A 17,258-nucleotide genomic window follows, 5' to 3' on the forward strand; every position below is an offset into this window, starting at 1 on the left:
GCTCATCCTAGGGCCGCGTAGACCAGCAGCACGACGAGGAAGACGGCCGTGGGCAGAACCACGAGCAGGGTCACGCAGCCCGATGCCAGAACGCGCGGCCAGGTGAGGATCTCGTCCGGCAACGGGGGTCGTGCGCCTCTCGGTTCGGGGCGGGGGCCGGGGCCGGTGCGGGTGCCGGGGCGGTTGTCCGTGCCGGTGCCTGTGCGGTTGCCGATACCGGGGCCGGGGCGGTTGCCGTTGCCGTGCGACGGCAGGGGCTCGCTCGCGGGCGCGGGCACCGGCTCGCTCGCGGGCGCGGGCACGGAGGCGGGCTCGGGCGCGGGCACCGGCTCGTTCCCGTGCGCGGGCAGCCACGCGGCCACGCGGAATCCGCCGTCCGCCGCGGCGCCCGCCCGGAACGTGCCGCCGAGCAGCGAGACCCGCTCCTGGCAGGCGGCCAGCCCGCTGTTCGTTCCGCCCCGGGAGCGGCCGGGCGTACGGGGTGCCTCGTTGGCGACGGACACGTCGACCCCGGCGCCCGTGCTGCGTACCACCACCGTGGTGGGCGCGCCGGACGCGTGTTTCAGCACGTTGGTGAGTCCTTCGCGGACCACCCGGTGGATCGCCTGGCGGGTGCGGGGGCTCAGCCCGGCCGTGTCGGGGACGGACCAGTCCAGCGCGACGGTGCTGCCTGTCCGGCGGGACTCCTCCGTCAGCGCGGTGATGTCCTCGCGGGTTCCCCTCTCGTCGGCGGACCGGTCGGCCCTGCCGCTGATGTCCAGGTGTCCCAGGTGTCCCAGGTGGTCCACGTGTTCCGTGTGCCGCAGGACACCGAGGATCTCGCGCAGTTCCTCCATGGCCGTACCGGCTGTCGTACGGAGCAGCTCGGCCTGTCCTGCCAGGGCGGGTGCCTGCCGGGCGGCGCCGAGTTCGAGCGCGCCCGCGTGTACGGAGATCAGGCTCAGCCGGTGGCCGAGGAGATCGTGCATCTCCCCCGCGATCCGGGTCCGCTCCTCCAGCCGGGCCGCCGCCGCGGTCAGCGTACGGGCCTGCTCCAGATAGGCGTTGCGTTCCCGCAGCAGGGTGTTCAGGGGGCGGCGCCGCCCCAGCAGGGTGCCGGCCAGCGCGGGAAGCACGAGGAGCAGCACGGCCGATGCGGCGTTTCCGGCCAGTTGGGGCAGCAGTGCCCCGGACCCGGCCAGGGCCATGGCGAGAGTCAGGACGCCGACGGCGGCGCAGGCCGCTCCGACGAACTGCCACACCCGGCGCTGCGGTGCGATACGGCGGGTGGCGGACAGCACGACCAGCGGCGCCACCGCCAGGGTCCACACGTTGTCGCCCACGACCAGCACGGCGGACGCCAGGACCGCGGCGCCCGGCCGCCCACGCCGGGCGAGGACGAGCCCGGCCGCCCACAGCGCCTCCAGCACGGCCCACCCGGGCCGGTGCGGGGGCACCAGCAGCAGCGGTACGAGGCCGACAGCCGCCACCAGGGCGCAGACGAGCGCCTCGGTCACGACCGTACGGGGCTCGGCGGCACGGACGGCGGCCCAGGTCTCCAGCGCCTCGCGGTGCAGCCGGCGCGGGGCTCCGGCCAGTCCGGCCAGTCCGGCCAGGAGGTGGCGCCCGGCGGGCCCGGTTGTCATGCGCTCAACCGGAGGGTCAGCTCTGCCCGCAGCGCTGTCACGTCCACCCGCTCGGCGGCCAGCGCGGTGACCGCGCCACAGGTTCCGGTGTCCGCGCTGCTGTCCGCCGTCTCCGGCTCGTCGAGCAGCGCGGACAGCAGGTGGACCGTACCGACCGTGGGCGACCGGTGCTCGGCGGCGGACAGCTCGGCCTTCGCGGTGACCCGCTCGACAGCGGCGGACCGCCGCACACGGCCGGCGTCGCTGCCATCGGTGGGCCGGGGGTCAGCTGCGGGCGGGGCCGCCGAAGCCGACGAGACCAGCGAGAACAGCGAAACCTGCCGTACGCCGTGCCGACGCAGCAGGGACGGAGCGGAGTTGGCGGACTCCAGACCCGCGGGGAGCGCGCGCCCGGCCACGTACAGGGCCCGGTCCAGCGCCAGGATCCCCAGCAGCAGGTCCACCGGCTCCACGGTGGCGCGCCCGCACCGTACCGCTTGCCTCATGGCCTCGACGGACACCGCGAACAGGACGGGTGAGCCGTTTTCCGTGCTGCCCGAGGCCCATGAAGTCAGCGCGCGGGTCAGGACGTTGCCGCTCCTGCCGAGCGTGCCCGCCCGGCGGAGGAGGGTGACGCCACGGGATTCCGGCCGCTCGGTCTCCGCCGGGGCGCTCGCGTCCAGCCGGTCGAGCGCGGCCGACGCGGCAGCCAGGTCAGCCTGCCGCAGCAGCAGGGCTTCCCGCGCCCTGGTGTCGGGCAGGTCCAGCAGCGCACGGGCCACATGTCTGCAGCGCACGGAGATCGTCCCCTCGGCGCGGGCCGACCCGATCGCCAGCAGCAGGCACGCGCGCAGCGCCCCGCTCATCGGGGGCAGCGCCGGGCTGCTGCCCGTGGCCGGTCCGCGCGAACCGGAGCCGACGCGCCACCGCGCCTCACGCCAGGCGGCGTCCACCTCTGCCCCGTCGGCCACGTGATCGGCTCCCGCATCGGCATCGGCATCGGCACCGGCACCGGCACCGGCACCGGCCTGCGTAGGGGGCGCGAGGTCGTCGCTCGCCCAGCCACGGCCCGCGCGGCCGGATATCACCCCGCTGAGCGAGCCGGCCTTCCGCATTCCGGGGGCGATCGCCGCACCGGCGTCCGTGTCCCCCAGCACGAGCTGCCCCAGCAGGGTGTCCGTCCCCACGTACGTCAACTCTCGCCTGCCCGCCTGGCGCAGGGTCTCCACCAGCAGGTCCATGACGTCCGGCTCGAACTCGGTGGCCGCCCCGATCACAGCCGTGTCGTCGGCTGTCCCGGTCGTCCCTGGCTTTCCCATCGATGTTCCCCTCAACCTGTGGTGACCTGGCCCGATGAACGCTAGGCGCCCCCGCATCACCGCCGCGTCGGCCGATCGTCCACACTCCCCGTCCGATCGGCGAACCGCGCGCGGTCACCATGGTGGCCCGGCCCGGCCGACCGGTGCGCATGCCGAGCCTCGACTCCGACATGACGAAGTCCGTGCGGCGCGCCTATTGCAGCCGGCACGACGCCGGGCGGCGGGCGCTCCTGCTGCCACGCCGGACTGCGACAGGCCATGGCCTCCGCATGCGTACGGAGTTACAGCTAGTCTCGCCCGCATGCTGAAGCGGCTTCCGTTCGACGATGCGCTGCTGCATGGCGACCCGTGCCCCGGCAACGATCTGCGCATCGCCAGGGTGTGCCGGGTGACCTCGCCGACGCGTGTGCCGGCTGGCTGATCCAGGGAGACGCGCTCGTCGAGCGGGCCCACCGGGGGACGGTCGACCAGCTCGCTCGGGTGCCCGTCGAGGACTCCGAGTGGGGCTACATCTCTGCCCGTGAGCGGCTCGTCCACCGCCTCGGCGTGGTCGCCGGCATGACCCGCGACCACGACCACGCCCCCGCTGCCACCCGGCGGTTCCTTCTGAGCCCGCCCGTCATGCCGGGCACCGGCCGCATGCTGATGGGCTCGCAGCTAGTCGGCCGGGATACAGCTGGGCACCTGGTGCACCAGCCTGGTGGCCAGCACCCCCGACGAACTGCCCCCGGTCTCCGCGATGAACAGCAGGTGGTCCCCGGGCCGGATGGCACTGGGCTTGATGTCGTGGACCCCGTTGCTGTGGAAGCCGGACTGCGGCATCACCTTCAGGAGGCTGCCGTGCGGCTTGCTGTCGGTGTGGCCGGTGGTGCGGCAGGAGGCCGAGGGCACCATCACCTTCGCCGGGATGCCCGCCTTGTCCAGCGCGGCCTGCAGGCCGCGTATGCCCTTCGAGTCGAACAGCTGCACCGAGACCGTGCCGCCCGGCCTGGACTGCACGGCGTAGTCGGCGTTGACGATGTGCAGGCCGGCGCCCGGGGACGCCGGAGCGGCCGACGCGCCAGGGCCGGTGCCCGCGGCGCCGTGCGGTGTCTGCGCGGCCTGCTGCGCGCCCGGCGACCCGGACACCAGCGGGACGGCGACAGCCACGGCGGCGGCTGCCGCGGCGAGGCCCACGGTGACGGGAACCCAGCGGCGCGGCGTGGGCAGCCGGAGCAGGGCACGGTGACCGGTGGGGGCGGACAGGGAGGCCGCGTGAGCGCTCAGCTCGTCGGCGAGCTGCTGCTTGAAGTGCACGGGGGCGTTCACTGGGCGGCCTCCAGAAGGGCGTCGTGGGTGGCGGCGTGGGTCGTCCGGGCGGTACGCAGGATCTTGCGGGCGCGGTGCAGTCGTACGCGGGCGGTGGCCGAGCTGATCCCCAGGGCCTGCGCTGCCTCGCGGACCGTGAGCCCGTCCAGGACCACCAGGTCGAGCACCTGCCGCAGCGGGTCGGAGAGCGCGGCGTGGGCGGACGCGAACTGCCGGACGGTACGGTCCGCGTCGATCCGCGCCTCGATGGCGCTGACGTCCTCGTCGTCCAGCAGCCGCCGCCCGCTGATCCGGGCGACCGCCTGCTGCTCACGGGCGGTGCCGTGGAAGTGGGCGTGGATGACGTTGCGGGATATGCCGTAGAGCCAGGCGACGGGCGCGCCGCGCCGGGCGTCGTAGGTGTGCGCGCCCTCCAGGGCGGCCACGAAGATGTCCGCCGTCAGATCGGCGGCCAGGTGCGCGCTGTCGACGCGCCGGGTGACGAAACCGAGCACCATGTCGAAGTGCTGCTCGTAGAACGCGGCGAACCCGGCCGGGTCCCGCGTGGGTGGTGCTGTCGGATGCTCCGCTGGCACGGATGGCTCCTCAGGACAGGTCATAGGTGCGATGCCTTACACCCGGTACTAGTCCGAGGCGCCCGAAAGCGTTACATCCGCGGTCCGCCGGTCGTCCTCCGCCCCCGAGCACGGAGCGGCCGACGGTTGTCACGAACGGAGCGAACGCACCGGCGGTGACGTCCGGGAGACTCTGTCTTTGAGAGCGCCTGACATTGTTCTGGCCGGACTGACAGGCTGAGGCAGTGGGCAGTACCTTGCCGTGACCGTGCGAAGAAGGGGGAACCCATGTCAACGACCGGTGTCCAGAGGGGAATGACGCGCGAGGAGGTCACCGATCTGATCGGGCCGCCGAGCAACAGCGAGCGCGCGGACCTGATGTTCGGTGGCTCGCAGGCCGTCAGCGGCTTCGTGGGTGGCGGGGAGTCGGCCGGTCGCACGGCGCGGCCCCGCAGGGGGCTGCTCGGACGGCTGCGAGGGCGGCGCGAGGCGGCATCCGCTCGGCCGGTGGTCGTGAGCGACGGACTACCGGCCTCGTTCTCCTCTGCCTTCAGCTGGTTCTACCCCAGGTTCCCGGCCGGTCAGGACACGATTGTCAACATCGCCCAGGGGGTCGTCACCGGCGTCGTGTCCCGATCCCGCGGAGACGCCCCACGGCCCACCGAGCAAGTCCGCCCGTGGGCGGCAGACCTGATGACGGGCCACATCGCACGAGTGGAGCGGGATCTGCCCGAACTCGACACGCATTCCAACTGGTCGGTGCTGAAGAGCCAGGAGGTTCACGACGAGGTGCTGCGAGTGCACACGTGTGGGCCCGAGGGGGGAGAAATCTCCTGCCAGGTACGCCGGTTCGGCGACCTCGATGTCCTGGTCAGCTCGTTCGAGACGATCGACCCTGCCGGCATCCGCGCCTCCCTGCCCGGCGGCTACATCACCCAACTCGACCGGCTCCTCAAGGAGTACGGCATCCGCGTCGGCAGCACCGACGTCGCCCACTGGATGCTGTGCCGCGACCCCCGCTCGGGGACGCCTGCCGTACACCTCGCGTACCTGAGCCGGGTGAAGGGCGCCACCGTGCTGATGCCGTGGGACCTGCTTACCCCACAGGAACAACAGGGCGGGCGCCTTCGCTCGACATGACGCAGCGGCAGTGCGACCCCGCATCACGGCAATGAGCGGGTGAGCCACACCACGTCGCCGCTGTCCTCCGTGGACACGTGATCCCGCTCGAACCCGAGCTTCTCCAGGACACGGAACGTCGGTGCGTTCCACACGGCCGACGGTCGCCCAGAGCCGCTTCCGCCCGGTCGCCACAGCCACATCGAGCACAGCGCCGACCGCCTCGGTGGCGTAACCACGCTTATGCGCGCGCTGGAACAGCTCATACGCGTTTTCCGGCTCCTCCACGGCGGAGCGGCCGATGATCAACCCGCAGGAGCCGATGAAGTCGCCTTCATCGCAGCACTGGATGGGCAGCAGCGCGAACCCCGTCGCCGCAGACAGCGAGAAGCCCCACCGTGCGGCGGTGCACGATGGGGCTGCTTCGAACCGGTGCCGGTCGGCCGCCCGGTCAGACGGCGCTGAACCCTCCGGCTTTGACACTTGTCACGAACGAAGCGAACGCACCGGCGGTGACGTCCAGGACAGGACCGAACGGGTTCTTGGAATCACGGACGGGAACCGTGCCGCACGAGGCGACCAGATTGGTAGCGACCTCGATGCATTCGCCACCATTGCTGCTGTACGAGGACTTGAACCAACGGGGAGATTCGGTCGTCATGGGGTGCCCTTTCGTGTCGCACCGGACATGGCGGTCAGAGGGCGCCGAACTCCCCGCCCTTGACGCCCGCCACGAAAGAGTCGAACGCACCGGCGGGGATGCCCAGGACCGGGCCGCCGAGGTTCTTGGAGTCACGGACAGGGACCACGCCGCACGAGTCGATCAGGTCGGCGGTGACCTCAACGCACTGGCCACCATTGGCGCTGTAGGAGGACTTGAACCAGTTGAGCGAATCGGTTGTCACAGGATGCCCTTTCTCACCTGACTGATCATGGCTACGGACTCCGTCTGTGAGAGCGCCTCAGCCTGTAGCTGATGGTAGGCCGTGAAAAGCGGCCGAACCAACCGTGTATCGCGCTCCAAACGGCCGGAGTGCGCGGACTCCGCGTAGGCCATGCAGGAGCCGTCGGACAGGGTGACCAGCGTGACCGGGGTGTAGAAGGAGCGGCGTTCGCCCAGCTCGTACGGGGCCACCTGCACAACGGTGTTGGGCATGTCCGCGATTTCCAGGAGGCGGCCCAGCTGTTCCGCCAGGACTCGGGGCCCGCCCACCCGTTGCCTGATGCAGCTCTCATCGAGCAGGACGTACATCTGCGGAGGCGGCGTCCGCCCGACCGACTGCTGTCGTCGGGCCAGCAGCTCAAGCCGTTCATCTGCCTGCTGCTCCGTGATCGCCCCGCGCCGCACCGCACCCGTGGTGATGGCGGCGGCGTACTCCGGCGTCTGGAGCAGCCCCGGAATGATCCCCAGCTCGAACAGGCGGATCTCCGACGCCTTGCCCTCGAACCCGACGAACTCCGGGAAGCCGTCGAGTATGGCCGAGTCGCGGACGGCCGCTCCTTGCCGGACGAGCGCTTCACCGGTACCGAGCGCCTTGTCCGCGCTCTCAGTGAACTTGGCAGTTGGATTTCGGGCCCCAGTTTCGACGCCCGAAATGTGCGACGCCGAGTACCCCGTGCGGTCTGCCAAATCGTCCTGGGTCCAGCCTCGCTCCTCCCTCAGCCTGCGGAGACGGTCCCCGAACGCAGCCCGCGGCCCCTTCTCGGGGTCAAGTTCCTTGCGATTAGCCACACTTCACCGTTCCTTCATTCAACTACCCGGAGGTTGAAGGTCCCTTGAGACTAGGCCACGCTGAGCCGCCTTGGTAGTGGAATGACTACGGAGAGGAGTGGCGGTGGCTGCACAGAACAGCACCCCGGACAGGCAGGACCCCACATACATCCCGGCGCTCGGCACGCTCATGGTGGACACCGGGCACGGCAACCGGACCGGGGAGTTCCGCGGGCTCGCGGGCCCCTACTGGTCGCTGCGGCCGGTCATCGGCGGCCCGGAATGGGAAGCCGCCCCCGAGCAGGTACGGCCCCCGACACCGGCGGAGCGGCTGACCGCCGAGAACGCACGGATCAACGCCCGGAGCCGCAGGGGTACAGGATGGTGACGCCCCCCGGACCCCCACCGCGCCGGCCGACCGACGCCGAACCATGCCGGACGTGCGAGGAGTTCGACCTCGACGAAGCCGTCGCCAGGGCCGAGCACGACGCGAGCAGGGAGACCGACTGCCGCGTGCTGCGCAGACGCCACCAGCAGGCCGACCACGGAGGGCAGCAGTCATGACGCTCTCGCTGGTCCGGCTGGTCTTCGCCGCAGGAGTCGTACAGGCCCTCCTGCGGCGGTACTTCCCCCGCATGGCACGCCTGCGCCTGCTCACTCCACAACGGCAGCCCGAGCTGCCCACCCTGTTCGCCGAACTGCAGAGGATCGAGGCGGACCTGGCGTACCGCACACGGTTCTTCGCGGGCCTGAACACCGCGCTCGCCGAGCGGAACGCGGAACGCATGGCCGAGCTGGCAGCCCTCCGCACGGCAGTCGATCACCTCCGGAACCTGGTCGGTTCCGGGAACAACGGCCACGCGGCCTGACCGACCGTGGACCGTCTGTCAGACCTGCCTGGGATGCTCCGAGCATGGAGATGACAGTGCAGCTGACGATCGACTGCTCCGATCCGACGAGCATGGTGGCCTTCTGGGCCGAGGCCCTGGGCTATGTGCCTGAGCCTCCGCCGGGCGGGCACGCCACATGGCGGGCCTACTGGGTGGCGGCGGGCGTGCCCGAGGCGGAGTTGCCGGGCGGTGCCGGGGATGTTCCGGAGTCGATCATCGATCCCGCGGGCCGTGGACCGAGGGTCTGGTTCCAGCAGGTTCCGGAGCCGAAGGTCGCCAAGAACCGGTGGCACTTCGACCTGAAGGCCGGCGGGGGCCGTGACGTCCCACTGGAGGTCCGCACACAGCGGGTCAAGGCTGCGGTGGAACGGCTGGTCACAGCCGGTGCCACCGTGCTGCGGACCAAGGACGAGCCGGCCATGGGGCTCTACGCCGCCGCCCTGCAGGACCCCGAGGGCAACGAATTCGACGTCGTCTGAGGGCCGTTGCGACGGTACTGGTCACAGCCACTCGCCTCCGGCGGCGGGCAAACGGGCAAGTTTCGCCTGGCCGCCGCCGCCGCCGATTACCGGGTGCGCTCAGCGCGGTCGTCGTACTCCCCGCGGGCGGTGATGACCTCTTCGATGTGCACCACGGACCACTCCGTGAGCGCCTTCAGCGGTTCCCGCAGCGTCTGGCCGAGCGCGGTCAGCTCGTACTCCACGTGCGGTGGCACCTCTGGGTAGACGGTCCGGCTGACCAGCCCGTCGCGTTCGAGGGTGCGCAGCGTCTGGGTGAGCATCTTCTCGCTCACGCCCGCCAGCGTCTGCCGGAGCCGGCCGAACCGGGAGGTGCCGTTCCGGCCGAGTTCGCCCAGGACGAGGACCGCCCACTTGCTGCCGATCTGGTCGAGCAGGTCCCGCGACGGGCAGCCGCGCTCGTACGGATCGAACGACGGTATGGGCCCGGTCACGTTCTCGACAGCGGTCACACGGCTCACCTCATTGCTATCGGCTCGGTAAGTACCTTACCAAGAAGTGGCTACTCCCCATCGGAGAGTGTCCAGGTCATTCTGGGTTCCACCCCACCGCAGACGGACTGCGGCAGGCGTGCGAGGCACGCGCGGAAGGAAGGAATGACCATCATGCCGATCGTCGTCACTGGAGCCACCGGCCAGCTGGGCAGGCTCACCATCGAGGCACTGCTGCGGCGCGGGATCCCGGCCCCGGACATCATCGCGACCGGGAGGGACATCGCGAGGATCAAGGACCTGGCCGACCGGGGCGTCACGGTACGCCGCGCCGACTTCGCGGACACCGGCAGCCTGGCCGAGGCATTCGCGGGGGCGGACCGGCTGCTGCTGATATCGGCCTCGGTCCCGGTGGCCGAGCGGGTCGCCAACCACCGCCGCGTGATCGACGCCGCGGCATCGGCAGGCGTGTCGCTGGTGGCGTACACGAGCACGACGCACGCGGACACGGCCACCACCGTCATCGGTGCCACGCACAGCGAGACCGAGGAGTACCTGCGGGACCGCGGAATCCCCAGCGTGCTGCTGCGCAACGGCTGGTACCTGGAGAACTACACCGGCCAGCTGCCGCAGATCCTGCAGAACGGCGCGGTCGTCGGCGCCGCGGGCGAGGGGCGGATCAGCGGCGCTTCCCGCGCCGACTACGCCGAGGCCGCAGCGGCCGTCCTCACCACCGAGGGCCACACCGGCGCCGTGTACGAGCTCGGCGGCGACGCATCCTTCACCCTGACCGAGCTCGCCGCCGCGATCTCCACCGCGGCCGGAGAGCAGGTCACGTACGCCGACCTCCCGGTGCCCGACTTCGCCCAGGTACTGACCACCGCGGGACTGCCCGCCGAGCTGGCAGAGGTCCTCGCCGACGCCGACCACGGCATGAGCCGCGGCGAGATGTACACCGACTCAGGCGACCTGCACCGCCTGATCGGCCGCCCGCCCGTGACCCTGGCCGAGGCACTCGCGGCCGCCCTGACGGATCAACGCTGACACAGCGTCTGCCGGAGAAGTGCGAGGGCCTCATCGGACGGGGACCCGGCGGGAGTGGTGCACACGATGAGTGCCTGCTCCGGTGAACGGGCGGCCGACAGCGTCTGCTGTGTCACCGTCACCGTGCCGACGACGGGATGGCGCAGCTCGTAGGACGCCGCATCGCACGGCGTCACCCGGTGATCCGCCCACAGAGCGGCGAACTCCGGGCTCTTCATGGACAGTTCACCGATCAGCTCCGCGAGCAGCGGGTCGTCCGGGTGCCTGCCGACGGCGATGCGCAGGTTGCCGACCACCGTGCGTGCCTTGCGCTTCCAGTCCGCGTACAGCTCCTGGCAGTGCGGGTCGAGGAACACCATCCGGCTCATGTTCGGGCGTCGCGCCGGGTCGTCCGGGCGGTGGAAGTCCAGGTGCCCTGCCAGGAGGGCGTGCCCGAGCGTGTTCCAGGCCAGCACGTCCGTACGGCGGCCCAGCACGACCGCCGGGACGCCGTCGACGGCGCGGAGCAGGTCGCGTGTTTCTTCTGCGAGCTTCTCGGGGCGCGGGCGGCGCGGCCTGGGCGTGTGCCGGGCGGCGCCGGCGAGCCGGTCGAGGTGCTCGCGCTCCTGGCCGTCCAGCTGGAGAGCGCGGGCGATCGCGTCGAGCACCTCGGCCGAGGCGCCGCGGGACTGCCCCTGTTCCAGCCGTGCGTAGTACGAGACGCTGACGCCCGCCAGCTGGGCCAGCTCTTCACGCCGGAGCCCGGCCACCCGTCTGCGGGGCCCGAGCTCGCGCAGGCCGACGTCCCCGGGGCGCAGCCGCGCCCGTCGGGCCTGGAGGAAGGTGCCGAGCGGGCCGGGTCCGTTCATCACTCCAGTATTCGGTGGACGGCCCGGCCCAGCCACACCCTGCGAGGGGTAGGACAAGCAGGGAGTGGTGCGTACCCGCCCAGGTGACCAGGCTCGGTCTCATTCGGCAACGACCCGAATCCAGGACCCGAGCCCAGGACCCGAGGACGGACCACATGGATCAGAGCGCTGAGCAGAACGCGGATCAGAGCACGGAGCAGAGCCCGGAGCAGATCACCCTTGGCGACGTCACCGTCAGCCGTGTCAGAGAGTTCTACGGCTCGTCGGAGATGTCTCCGGAGCAGTTCTTCCCGGACAGCCCCCACGGGTCGTGGGACAAGCACCGCGACTGGCTGGCACCCGACTTCTGGAATACGCGGACGGACGAGTGTCATACGGCGATCCAGTCCTGGCTGCTGCGCAGCGAGGGCCGCACGATCCTGGTCGACACCGGCGTGGGCAACCACAAGGACCGGCCGTACGCGCCGGTGTGGAACCGCCTGGACACGGACTACCTCGGCCGGCTCGCCGCCGCCGGGGTGCGGCCCGAGGACGTCGACATCGTGGTCAACACCCATCTGCACATCGATCACGTCGGCTGGAACACCCGCCTCGACGGGCGGTCCTGGGTGCCGACCTTCCCGAACGCCACCTATCTGATGCCCCGGCGGGACTTCGACTTCTGGAACCCGGCCAACGAGCACAAGAGCGTGCTCGGCCGCGGCAATCAGAACGTCTTCGAGGACAGCGTCACGCCGGTCCACCGGGCCGGACTCGCCCACCTGTGGGAGGGGTCGTACCGCATCGACAAGAACCTGCGTCTCGATTCCGCCCCCGGGCACACTCCGGGCTCGTCCGTGCTCACCCTGGAGTCCGGCGGCGATCAGGCCCTGTTCGTGGGGGACTTGGTGCATACGGCGCTGCAGATCGCGGAGCCGGACACCAATTCCTGCTTCTGCGAGGACCCGGCGGAGTCCCGGGCCACCCGGCACAAGCTGCTCGGCCGCGCCGCCGAGAACAACGCGCTCGTCTTTCCGGCGCACTTCGGCGGCCGGGGCGCCGCGGAGGTCGCGCGCAGCGGCTCGAAGTTCGCGATCAAGGAGTGGGCGGGCTACTCCCGCATGTCCTGACGTCCCCTCCAGTGTCCTGAGATCCCCTCCAGCCTCTGAACTTCTCAGCTTCTGAATCCCTGAAAGGAAGCATGTCCCATGTTCCGACAGGCAGATCCCGTCGTGGAAATCCCAACAGGTGCCGTACGGGGCATCCGTGACGGATCGGGCGAGCGCTACCGCGCCCTCCCCTACGCGGCGGCCCCCACCGGCGCCGGCCGTTTCGCCGCACCCGTACCGCACCCCGGCTGGTCCGGTATCCGCGACGGCACCCGGCCCTCCCCCACGGCTCCGCAGCCGGCCCGCGACTTCGGCCGGCTCGACATGACCCCCTACTTCGGGCCTGGCTGGGTACCCGGCGAGGAGTATCTGACCGTCGATGTCCGCACACCCGCGGCCGACGGCGGCAGGCGCCCCGTCATGGTCTTCGTGCACGGCGGCGGCTTCGTCACCGGCTCGAACCGCGCCGCGCTCTACGACGGCAGCGCGTTCGCCCGCGACGGCGTCGTCCTCGTCACGGTCAACTACCGGCTCGGCATCCCCGGTTTCCTCGATCTGGCGGGCGCTCCGGCCAACCGCGGACTGCTCGACGTACTCGCTGCGCTCCGCTGGGTACAGGACACCGTCGCGGCATTCGGCGGTGACCCCGAGAACGTCACGGTCTTCGGCCAGTCCGCGGGCGCCACGCTCACGGGCGCGCTGCTCGCGACGCCGCGGGCGCGCGGGCTGTTCCGGCGGGCGATCGTCCAGAGCGGCAACGGCACCGGCGCGTTCACCCCGGAACAAGCACGACGGGTCACCGCCGCGGCGGCCGCCGCACTGGGGGTGGAGCCCACCGCCGAGGCGTTCGCCCCGGTCCCGGACGAGCGCTTCCTGACGGTCCTGCCCGCGCTGGCCGGCCTCGGCCTCCGCACCAGCACCGCCACGGACCCGCTCGCCGGGCTCAGCCCCTTCAGCCTGGTCCTGCCGGTCCAGCCCGCCGACGCTCTCGCCGAAGGACCAGCGGCCGACGTCGACCTGCTGATCGGCACCAACACACAGGAGGGCAACCTCTACCTCGCGCCGCAGGGCGCACTGGAGTCCACCACGGAAGCCGACGTCATCGCCGTCGCCGCTCAGGTCCATACGGACCCGGAGGCCGCCCTCGCCACGCACCGCGCGGCGCGGCCGCACGGAACACCGGGCGAGCTGCGCTCCGCCGTGCTCGGGCAGGCCCTGTTCGAGGACGGTACAGCGCGCATGGCGCAGGCGCACGCACGGATCTCGGGCGGCCGTACGTACGTCTACTCCTTCGGGTACCGCTCGACGGCCCTGGAGGGACGGCTCGGCGCCGCCCACACCGTCGAACTGCCCTTCGTGTTCGACAACGCCGACGAACCCTGGCTGCACGGAGACACCCGCCTGCTGGGCCCCGGCCCCGCGCCGGCGGGACTCGCCGCCCACGTACACGGCGCCTGGGCGGCGTTCGCCAGCACCGGGGACCCCGGCTGGGCTCCGTACACCCCGCAGCGTCCCTCGGTGAAAGCCCTCGGTGAAGTCGTCGCCGACAGTCCTCGGTGAAAGTCCTCGGCGGCTCTCAGCTCGACGCGAGCTGGTTGGCGATCTCCTTCTGCCACTTCTCGGCATCGGCGGGGTCGTTCAGGGACTTCTCCCAGTCCTCCACCGTCATGTGCAGGTTTGCGGGGCCCGCCTTCAGCGCGACGAGCAGCTCTCGGGCCGAGGCACGCAACTCGGGCGAGGTCCGCTGCCCGGCCGGGACCTCGGGGCCTGCGGCGAGGCCGAAAAGAGTACGCGCCATGGCATCACGCTTGCTGTGTTCGACCTTCTTCCAGAACTTCAGCGCTTCCTTGAGGGCGTCCGGGCGGGAGGCGGGCTCGGCAGTGGCCGGGTCGCCCTCTTCCTTGGGCGGGGCCCAGCGGTCGGGGTGTCGGGCGCCCTCATAGCGCTTCTGACCGGCCCGCCCGGCCTTGTACGCGGTGACCGAGAGCAGCAGCCCCGCCGCTGTCGCGGCCAGGCCCCAGCCGACCGGGTTGCTCGCCAGCGCCCCGGTGGCGGCCGCTGCGATCGTCACCGCGCCGCCAGCGGTTCTCACGCTGTCTCCGACCGCGCCGACCCCCTGCTTCCAGAGCTTGTTGCGCTGCTTCGCCAGGGCGTAATCCCGGGTGGTGTTGAGGACGTTGATGTCCTTCGCGCGCTGGACGTCCCCCGCGGCCTTCTCGATGGTCGAGAAGGCGCCACTGGCGCGGTCCAGGGCGGCACCCAGCCGGTCCGAGAGGCCGTCCTCGTCACCGTCGTGGGCGCGTTCCAACTCGACGTAGGCCTGCGCGAGCGCCCAGTGGCTCTCCACCTCCGCCTCGCGGAGCCGGGCGATTTCGGGGTCGTCCACCGGGGCGGGCACATCGATCTTCTTGACGGCCCGGTACTTGCGCGTCGTCAGCCCGACTCGCCGCGCCCCACGGACGGTCTTGACACCCGCGACGGCACCGACCACCCCGCCCCCGGCCTCACCGAGGCTCGCCGCCGTCACAATGGCCTCGGCGGGCAGGGAGTTCTTGGCAAGGCCGATGACATCGGAACCGTAGGACGCCAGGTTCTGGATCGCGTCGAGCGTCTTGGAGGAGAACTTCTTGTGCGGGGCGTGGGAGGCGGGTCCCGTCGGGTTCTCCTTGGACTCCTTGTACGCCTTCCGCGCGTCGATGACGTTGTTGACCGCCGTGACCCCGTCGGTGACGGCATTCTCGGCGCCGGCCACGGTCGAGGAGGTGTGCACCTGCTCCGCCAGCCGCGTGTCGGAGGTCTGGGACGCCTTCCAGCCCATCTCAGCGCCCGCGGGGCTCAGACCGCGCGAGACCAGGGTGTCGAGGACGTCGAGGTGCTTGTTGGCCCGCTCCAGCGCGGCGGAGATCCGCTCCCGGATGTTCAGCCCGCTACGGGACGCCTTCGCCTCCGGCTTGCCCGTCCCGTCACCGGACACCTTCGCCGCAGTGTCCGTGACCTCACCGCCCGTCACCGCAGCGCCCGTCACCTCACCGCCCGTCACCTCGCTGCCCGTCGCGAGACGCTGGACAACGGCGGACGCGGCCCTGTTTCCGGCAAGCGCCTGCAGCGACCCCATCATCGGTCCGATGCCGCGCAGATCCGGCGCCCCCGCCAGGTGCTCCACACTGCGGGAGACGGGGCGGGGCCGTGGAGCGGCCGGCTGGCGCGTACGCTCGTCGAAACTGGTGCTACTCACCGGTATCCTCTCGATGCTCGTGCTGACACCGGGCGCGGGGCAAGTCGATGCATCCGGAGGGGCGTTGCCCTCCCTGAAGTATCGTCTGTCTTCCTGCCTCACGGAAGACGCTTCTCGGCTCACCTCGCACACCTCGCTCATCTCGCGCAGGGCGCGGGGCGAGGCCAGGGGCGCAGCGCGGCCGCGCGGGATGCACCGGTGCACAGCACCGCGGCCCCCTCACTCCGGGCCTCCCGCCCCCAGCCACGCCAGCGCCGCGACCGTCAGTGCCGCGACGCCGGTGTCCAGGGTCGGCTGGACCACCGGGGCGAAGTGCGGGCTGTGGTTGACCGGGATGTCCTCGGCCACCGTGTCCTCCCTGACCGCCTTCGCGAACTTCTCCGGGTCCGCGCCGCCGAAGCCCCAGTAGGCGAACGGCGCGTCGAAGGCGCGCGGGATACTGCTGAAGTCCTCGCTGGCCGTCTGGAGTTCGATCGTGCCCGCGTCGTCACCGAAGTGCGCCGCGAACGCCTTCGCCAGGCGTGCGGCGACATCCGCGTCGTTCACCGTGGCCGGGAACGACGTGATGTGCTCGATCAGCGGCTCCCTCGGCGCGTTCGACGCGACCGCCTCCGCCCGGACGCACCGTCCGATCGCGTCCAGCACCTGCCGGCGGGTCTTCTCGTCGTACGTCCGCACGTTCAGCTGGATGACGGCGGTGTCCGGGATGACGTTCGGGCCTGTGCCCGCCCGGATGCTGCCGACCGTCAGCACGGCCGGTGTGGTGGCGGCCAGTTCGCGGGAGACGACCGTCTGGAGCCGCACCACGCACAGCGCCGCGAGCACCACCGGGTCGACGGCGAACTGCGGCATCGAACCGTGGCCGCCGCGCCCGTACAGCGTGATGCGCAGACTGTCCGCCGCCGACAGGAACGAGCCGGAGCGCACCCCCACATAGCCCGCCGGGTACGGCAGGACGTGCTGGCCGAGGGCCACGTCGGGGCGGGGGATCCGGTCGGTGAGGCCGTCGTCGACCATCGCGTCCGCGCCGTCGCCGTTCTCCTCCGATGGCTGGAACAGTACGGTCAGCGTGCCCTGCCACGCCTTCGGGGACGCGGCCATCAGCCGGGCGAAGCCGAGCATGCACGTGACATGGGTGTCGTGCCCGCAGGCGTGCATCACCGGCAGCTCCACCCCGTCGGCGTCCGTGGTGGTCACCGTCGACGCGTACGGCAGCCCGGTGTCCTCCTCGACCGGCAGCGCGTCCATGTCCGCGCGCAGCAGCACGGTGGGGCCGTCGCCGTTGGCCAGGACACCGACCACTCCGGTGCCGCCGATGCCCTCGGTCACCCGGTACCCCCAGTCCCGCAGCCGCTCGGCCACCCGCGCCGCGGTCCGCCGCTCGGCCAGGCCCAGCTCGGGATGGGCGTGGAGGTCCCGGTAGAAGTCTTCGAGATCGGCGCGGATACCGTCCAGACCACCGAGGACCTCGTCTGCGCCGGAAGTGCTGGTCATGGTGATCCTTCCCGAAGGCCGAGAGGCGTGGGCATGGACAACGGATCGGTGCCCCACCATCGTGTGCGCCCTCCGGCCGGGCTGTCACCTCCAGC

At 71.4% G+C, this 17,258-nt stretch carries 19 protein-coding genes and 2 pseudogenes; 9 read left to right on the forward strand and 12 right to left on the reverse strand.

Annotated elements, in window-relative coordinates:
* Positions 1–2: 2 nt before the first annotated feature.
* On the reverse strand, positions 3–1,625 hold the full coding sequence (locus tag OG510_RS13450) for a histidine kinase (RefSeq protein ID WP_406137002.1): 1,623 nt from the start codon (positions 1,623–1,625) through the stop codon (positions 3–5).
* A complete protein-coding gene (locus tag OG510_RS13455) occupies positions 1,622–2,923 on the reverse strand; it encodes a hypothetical protein (RefSeq protein ID WP_406137003.1) in 1,302 nt (433 codons plus the stop codon). Before OG510_RS13455 ends, OG510_RS13450 begins: the two co-directional genes overlap by 4 nt.
* Positions 2,924–3,173: 250 nt before the next feature.
* Here OG510_RS13455 and OG510_RS13460 point away from each other — a divergent pair.
* Positions 3,174–3,520, forward strand: a pseudogene (locus tag OG510_RS13460) (hypothetical protein); the annotation flags it as partial.
* A gap of 60 nt (positions 3,521–3,580) precedes the next feature.
* Here OG510_RS13460 and OG510_RS13465 read toward each other — a convergent pair.
* Both OG510_RS13465 and OG510_RS13470 read right to left on the reverse strand, forming a co-directional pair.
* A complete protein-coding gene (locus OG510_RS13465) occupies positions 3,581–4,231 on the reverse strand; it encodes a hypothetical protein (RefSeq protein WP_406137004.1) in 651 nt (216 codons plus the stop codon).
* Positions 4,228–4,806 carry an RNA polymerase sigma factor gene (locus tag OG510_RS13470; protein WP_406137005.1) on the reverse strand — a complete coding sequence of 193 codons (579 nt, stop codon included), beginning with the start codon at positions 4,804–4,806 and terminating at the stop codon, positions 4,228–4,230. The genes OG510_RS13465 and OG510_RS13470 overlap by 4 nt, the downstream gene beginning before the upstream one ends.
* Before the next feature lie 267 nt (positions 4,807–5,073).
* Between OG510_RS13470 and OG510_RS13475 the strand changes: the two genes are divergently transcribed.
* The gene (locus OG510_RS13475) at positions 5,074–5,925 is read left to right on the forward strand and encodes a hypothetical protein (RefSeq protein ID WP_406137006.1); all 852 of its coding nucleotides are present in this window, start codon (positions 5,074–5,076) and stop codon (positions 5,923–5,925) included.
* 23 nt (positions 5,926–5,948) lie between these two features.
* On the opposite strand, the pseudogene OG510_RS13480 reads toward OG510_RS13475, so the two are convergent.
* The 4 genes and pseudogenes from OG510_RS13480 to OG510_RS13495 all read right to left on the reverse strand — a co-directional run.
* Positions 5,949–6,276, reverse strand: a pseudogene (locus OG510_RS13480) (GNAT family N-acetyltransferase; N-acetyltransferase); the annotation flags it as partial.
* Positions 6,277–6,355: 79 nt separating this feature from the next.
* Complete coding sequence (locus tag OG510_RS13485; protein WP_406137007.1) at positions 6,356–6,565, reverse strand: DUF397 domain-containing protein; 210 nt, start codon at positions 6,563–6,565, stop codon at positions 6,356–6,358.
* 34 nt (positions 6,566–6,599) lie between these two features.
* Positions 6,600–6,809, reverse strand: coding sequence for a DUF397 domain-containing protein (locus OG510_RS13490; protein ID WP_406137008.1), 210 nt, complete (start codon positions 6,807–6,809; stop codon positions 6,600–6,602).
* Entirely contained in the window at positions 6,806–7,636 is an 831-nt protein-coding gene (locus OG510_RS13495) for a helix-turn-helix transcriptional regulator (RefSeq protein WP_406137009.1), read from the reverse strand. Before OG510_RS13495 ends, OG510_RS13490 begins: the two co-directional genes overlap by 4 nt.
* A 103-nt stretch (positions 7,637–7,739) precedes the next feature.
* Here OG510_RS13495 and OG510_RS13500 point away from each other — a divergent pair, with 103 nt between their 5' ends.
* From OG510_RS13500 to OG510_RS13515, 4 genes are read left to right on the forward strand one after another with little or no spacing between them, the layout of a single operon-like run.
* A complete protein-coding gene (locus tag OG510_RS13500; RefSeq protein WP_406137010.1) occupies positions 7,740–8,003 on the forward strand; it encodes a hypothetical protein in 264 nt (87 codons plus the stop codon).
* The gene (locus OG510_RS13505) at positions 7,997–8,179 is read left to right on the forward strand and encodes a hypothetical protein (RefSeq protein WP_406137011.1); all 183 of its coding nucleotides are present in this window, start codon (positions 7,997–7,999) and stop codon (positions 8,177–8,179) included. Before OG510_RS13500 ends, OG510_RS13505 begins: the two co-directional genes overlap by 7 nt.
* Positions 8,176–8,484, forward strand: coding sequence for a hypothetical protein (locus OG510_RS13510; protein WP_406137012.1), 309 nt, complete (start codon positions 8,176–8,178; stop codon positions 8,482–8,484). Before OG510_RS13505 ends, OG510_RS13510 begins: the two co-directional genes overlap by 4 nt.
* Positions 8,485–8,528: 44 nt before the next feature.
* On the forward strand, positions 8,529–8,984 hold the full coding sequence (locus OG510_RS13515) for a VOC family protein (RefSeq protein ID WP_406137013.1): 456 nt from the start codon (positions 8,529–8,531) through the stop codon (positions 8,982–8,984).
* Between the two features lie 86 nt (positions 8,985–9,070).
* Here the strand turns inward: OG510_RS13515 and OG510_RS13520 are convergent, their stop codons facing one another.
* Complete coding sequence (locus OG510_RS13520; RefSeq protein WP_406137014.1) at positions 9,071–9,475, reverse strand: winged helix-turn-helix transcriptional regulator; 405 nt, start codon at positions 9,473–9,475, stop codon at positions 9,071–9,073.
* A gap of 144 nt (positions 9,476–9,619) precedes the next feature.
* Here OG510_RS13520 and OG510_RS13525 point away from each other — a divergent pair, with 144 nt between their 5' ends.
* On the forward strand, positions 9,620–10,498 hold the full coding sequence (locus OG510_RS13525) for an SDR family oxidoreductase (protein ID WP_406137015.1): 879 nt from the start codon (positions 9,620–9,622) through the stop codon (positions 10,496–10,498).
* Here OG510_RS13525 and OG510_RS13530 read toward each other — a convergent pair.
* Positions 10,489–11,346 carry a helix-turn-helix domain-containing protein gene (locus OG510_RS13530; RefSeq protein WP_406137016.1) on the reverse strand — a complete coding sequence of 286 codons (858 nt, stop codon included), beginning with the start codon at positions 11,344–11,346 and terminating at the stop codon, positions 10,489–10,491. The two genes, OG510_RS13525 and OG510_RS13530, sit on opposite strands and share 10 nt — an antisense overlap.
* Positions 11,347–11,501: 155 nt before the next feature.
* Here OG510_RS13530 and OG510_RS13535 point away from each other — a divergent pair, with 155 nt between their 5' ends.
* Both OG510_RS13535 and OG510_RS13540 read left to right on the forward strand, forming a co-directional pair.
* Positions 11,502–12,455, forward strand: coding sequence for an MBL fold metallo-hydrolase (locus OG510_RS13535; RefSeq protein WP_406137017.1), 954 nt, complete (start codon positions 11,502–11,504; stop codon positions 12,453–12,455).
* A 78-nt stretch (positions 12,456–12,533) separates the two neighbouring features.
* On the forward strand, positions 12,534–13,994 hold the full coding sequence (locus tag OG510_RS13540) for a carboxylesterase/lipase family protein (protein WP_406137018.1): 1,461 nt from the start codon (positions 12,534–12,536) through the stop codon (positions 13,992–13,994).
* 16 nt (positions 13,995–14,010) lie between these two features.
* Here OG510_RS13540 and OG510_RS13545 read toward each other — a convergent pair whose 3' ends face one another.
* Both OG510_RS13545 and OG510_RS13550 read right to left on the reverse strand, forming a co-directional pair.
* A complete protein-coding gene (locus OG510_RS13545; protein WP_406137019.1) occupies positions 14,011–15,669 on the reverse strand; it encodes a hypothetical protein in 1,659 nt (552 codons plus the stop codon).
* 219 nt (positions 15,670–15,888) lie between these two features.
* Positions 15,889–17,163, reverse strand: a complete 1,275-nt coding sequence (locus tag OG510_RS13550) for an amidohydrolase (RefSeq protein ID WP_406137020.1) — start codon at positions 17,161–17,163, stop codon at positions 15,889–15,891.
* Positions 17,164–17,258 lie beyond the last annotated feature (95 nt).

Origin of the sequence: Streptomyces sp. NBC_01089 (assembly GCF_045162975.1) — a bacterium.
GTDB lineage: Bacteria > Actinomycetota > Actinomycetes > Streptomycetales > Streptomycetaceae > Streptomyces.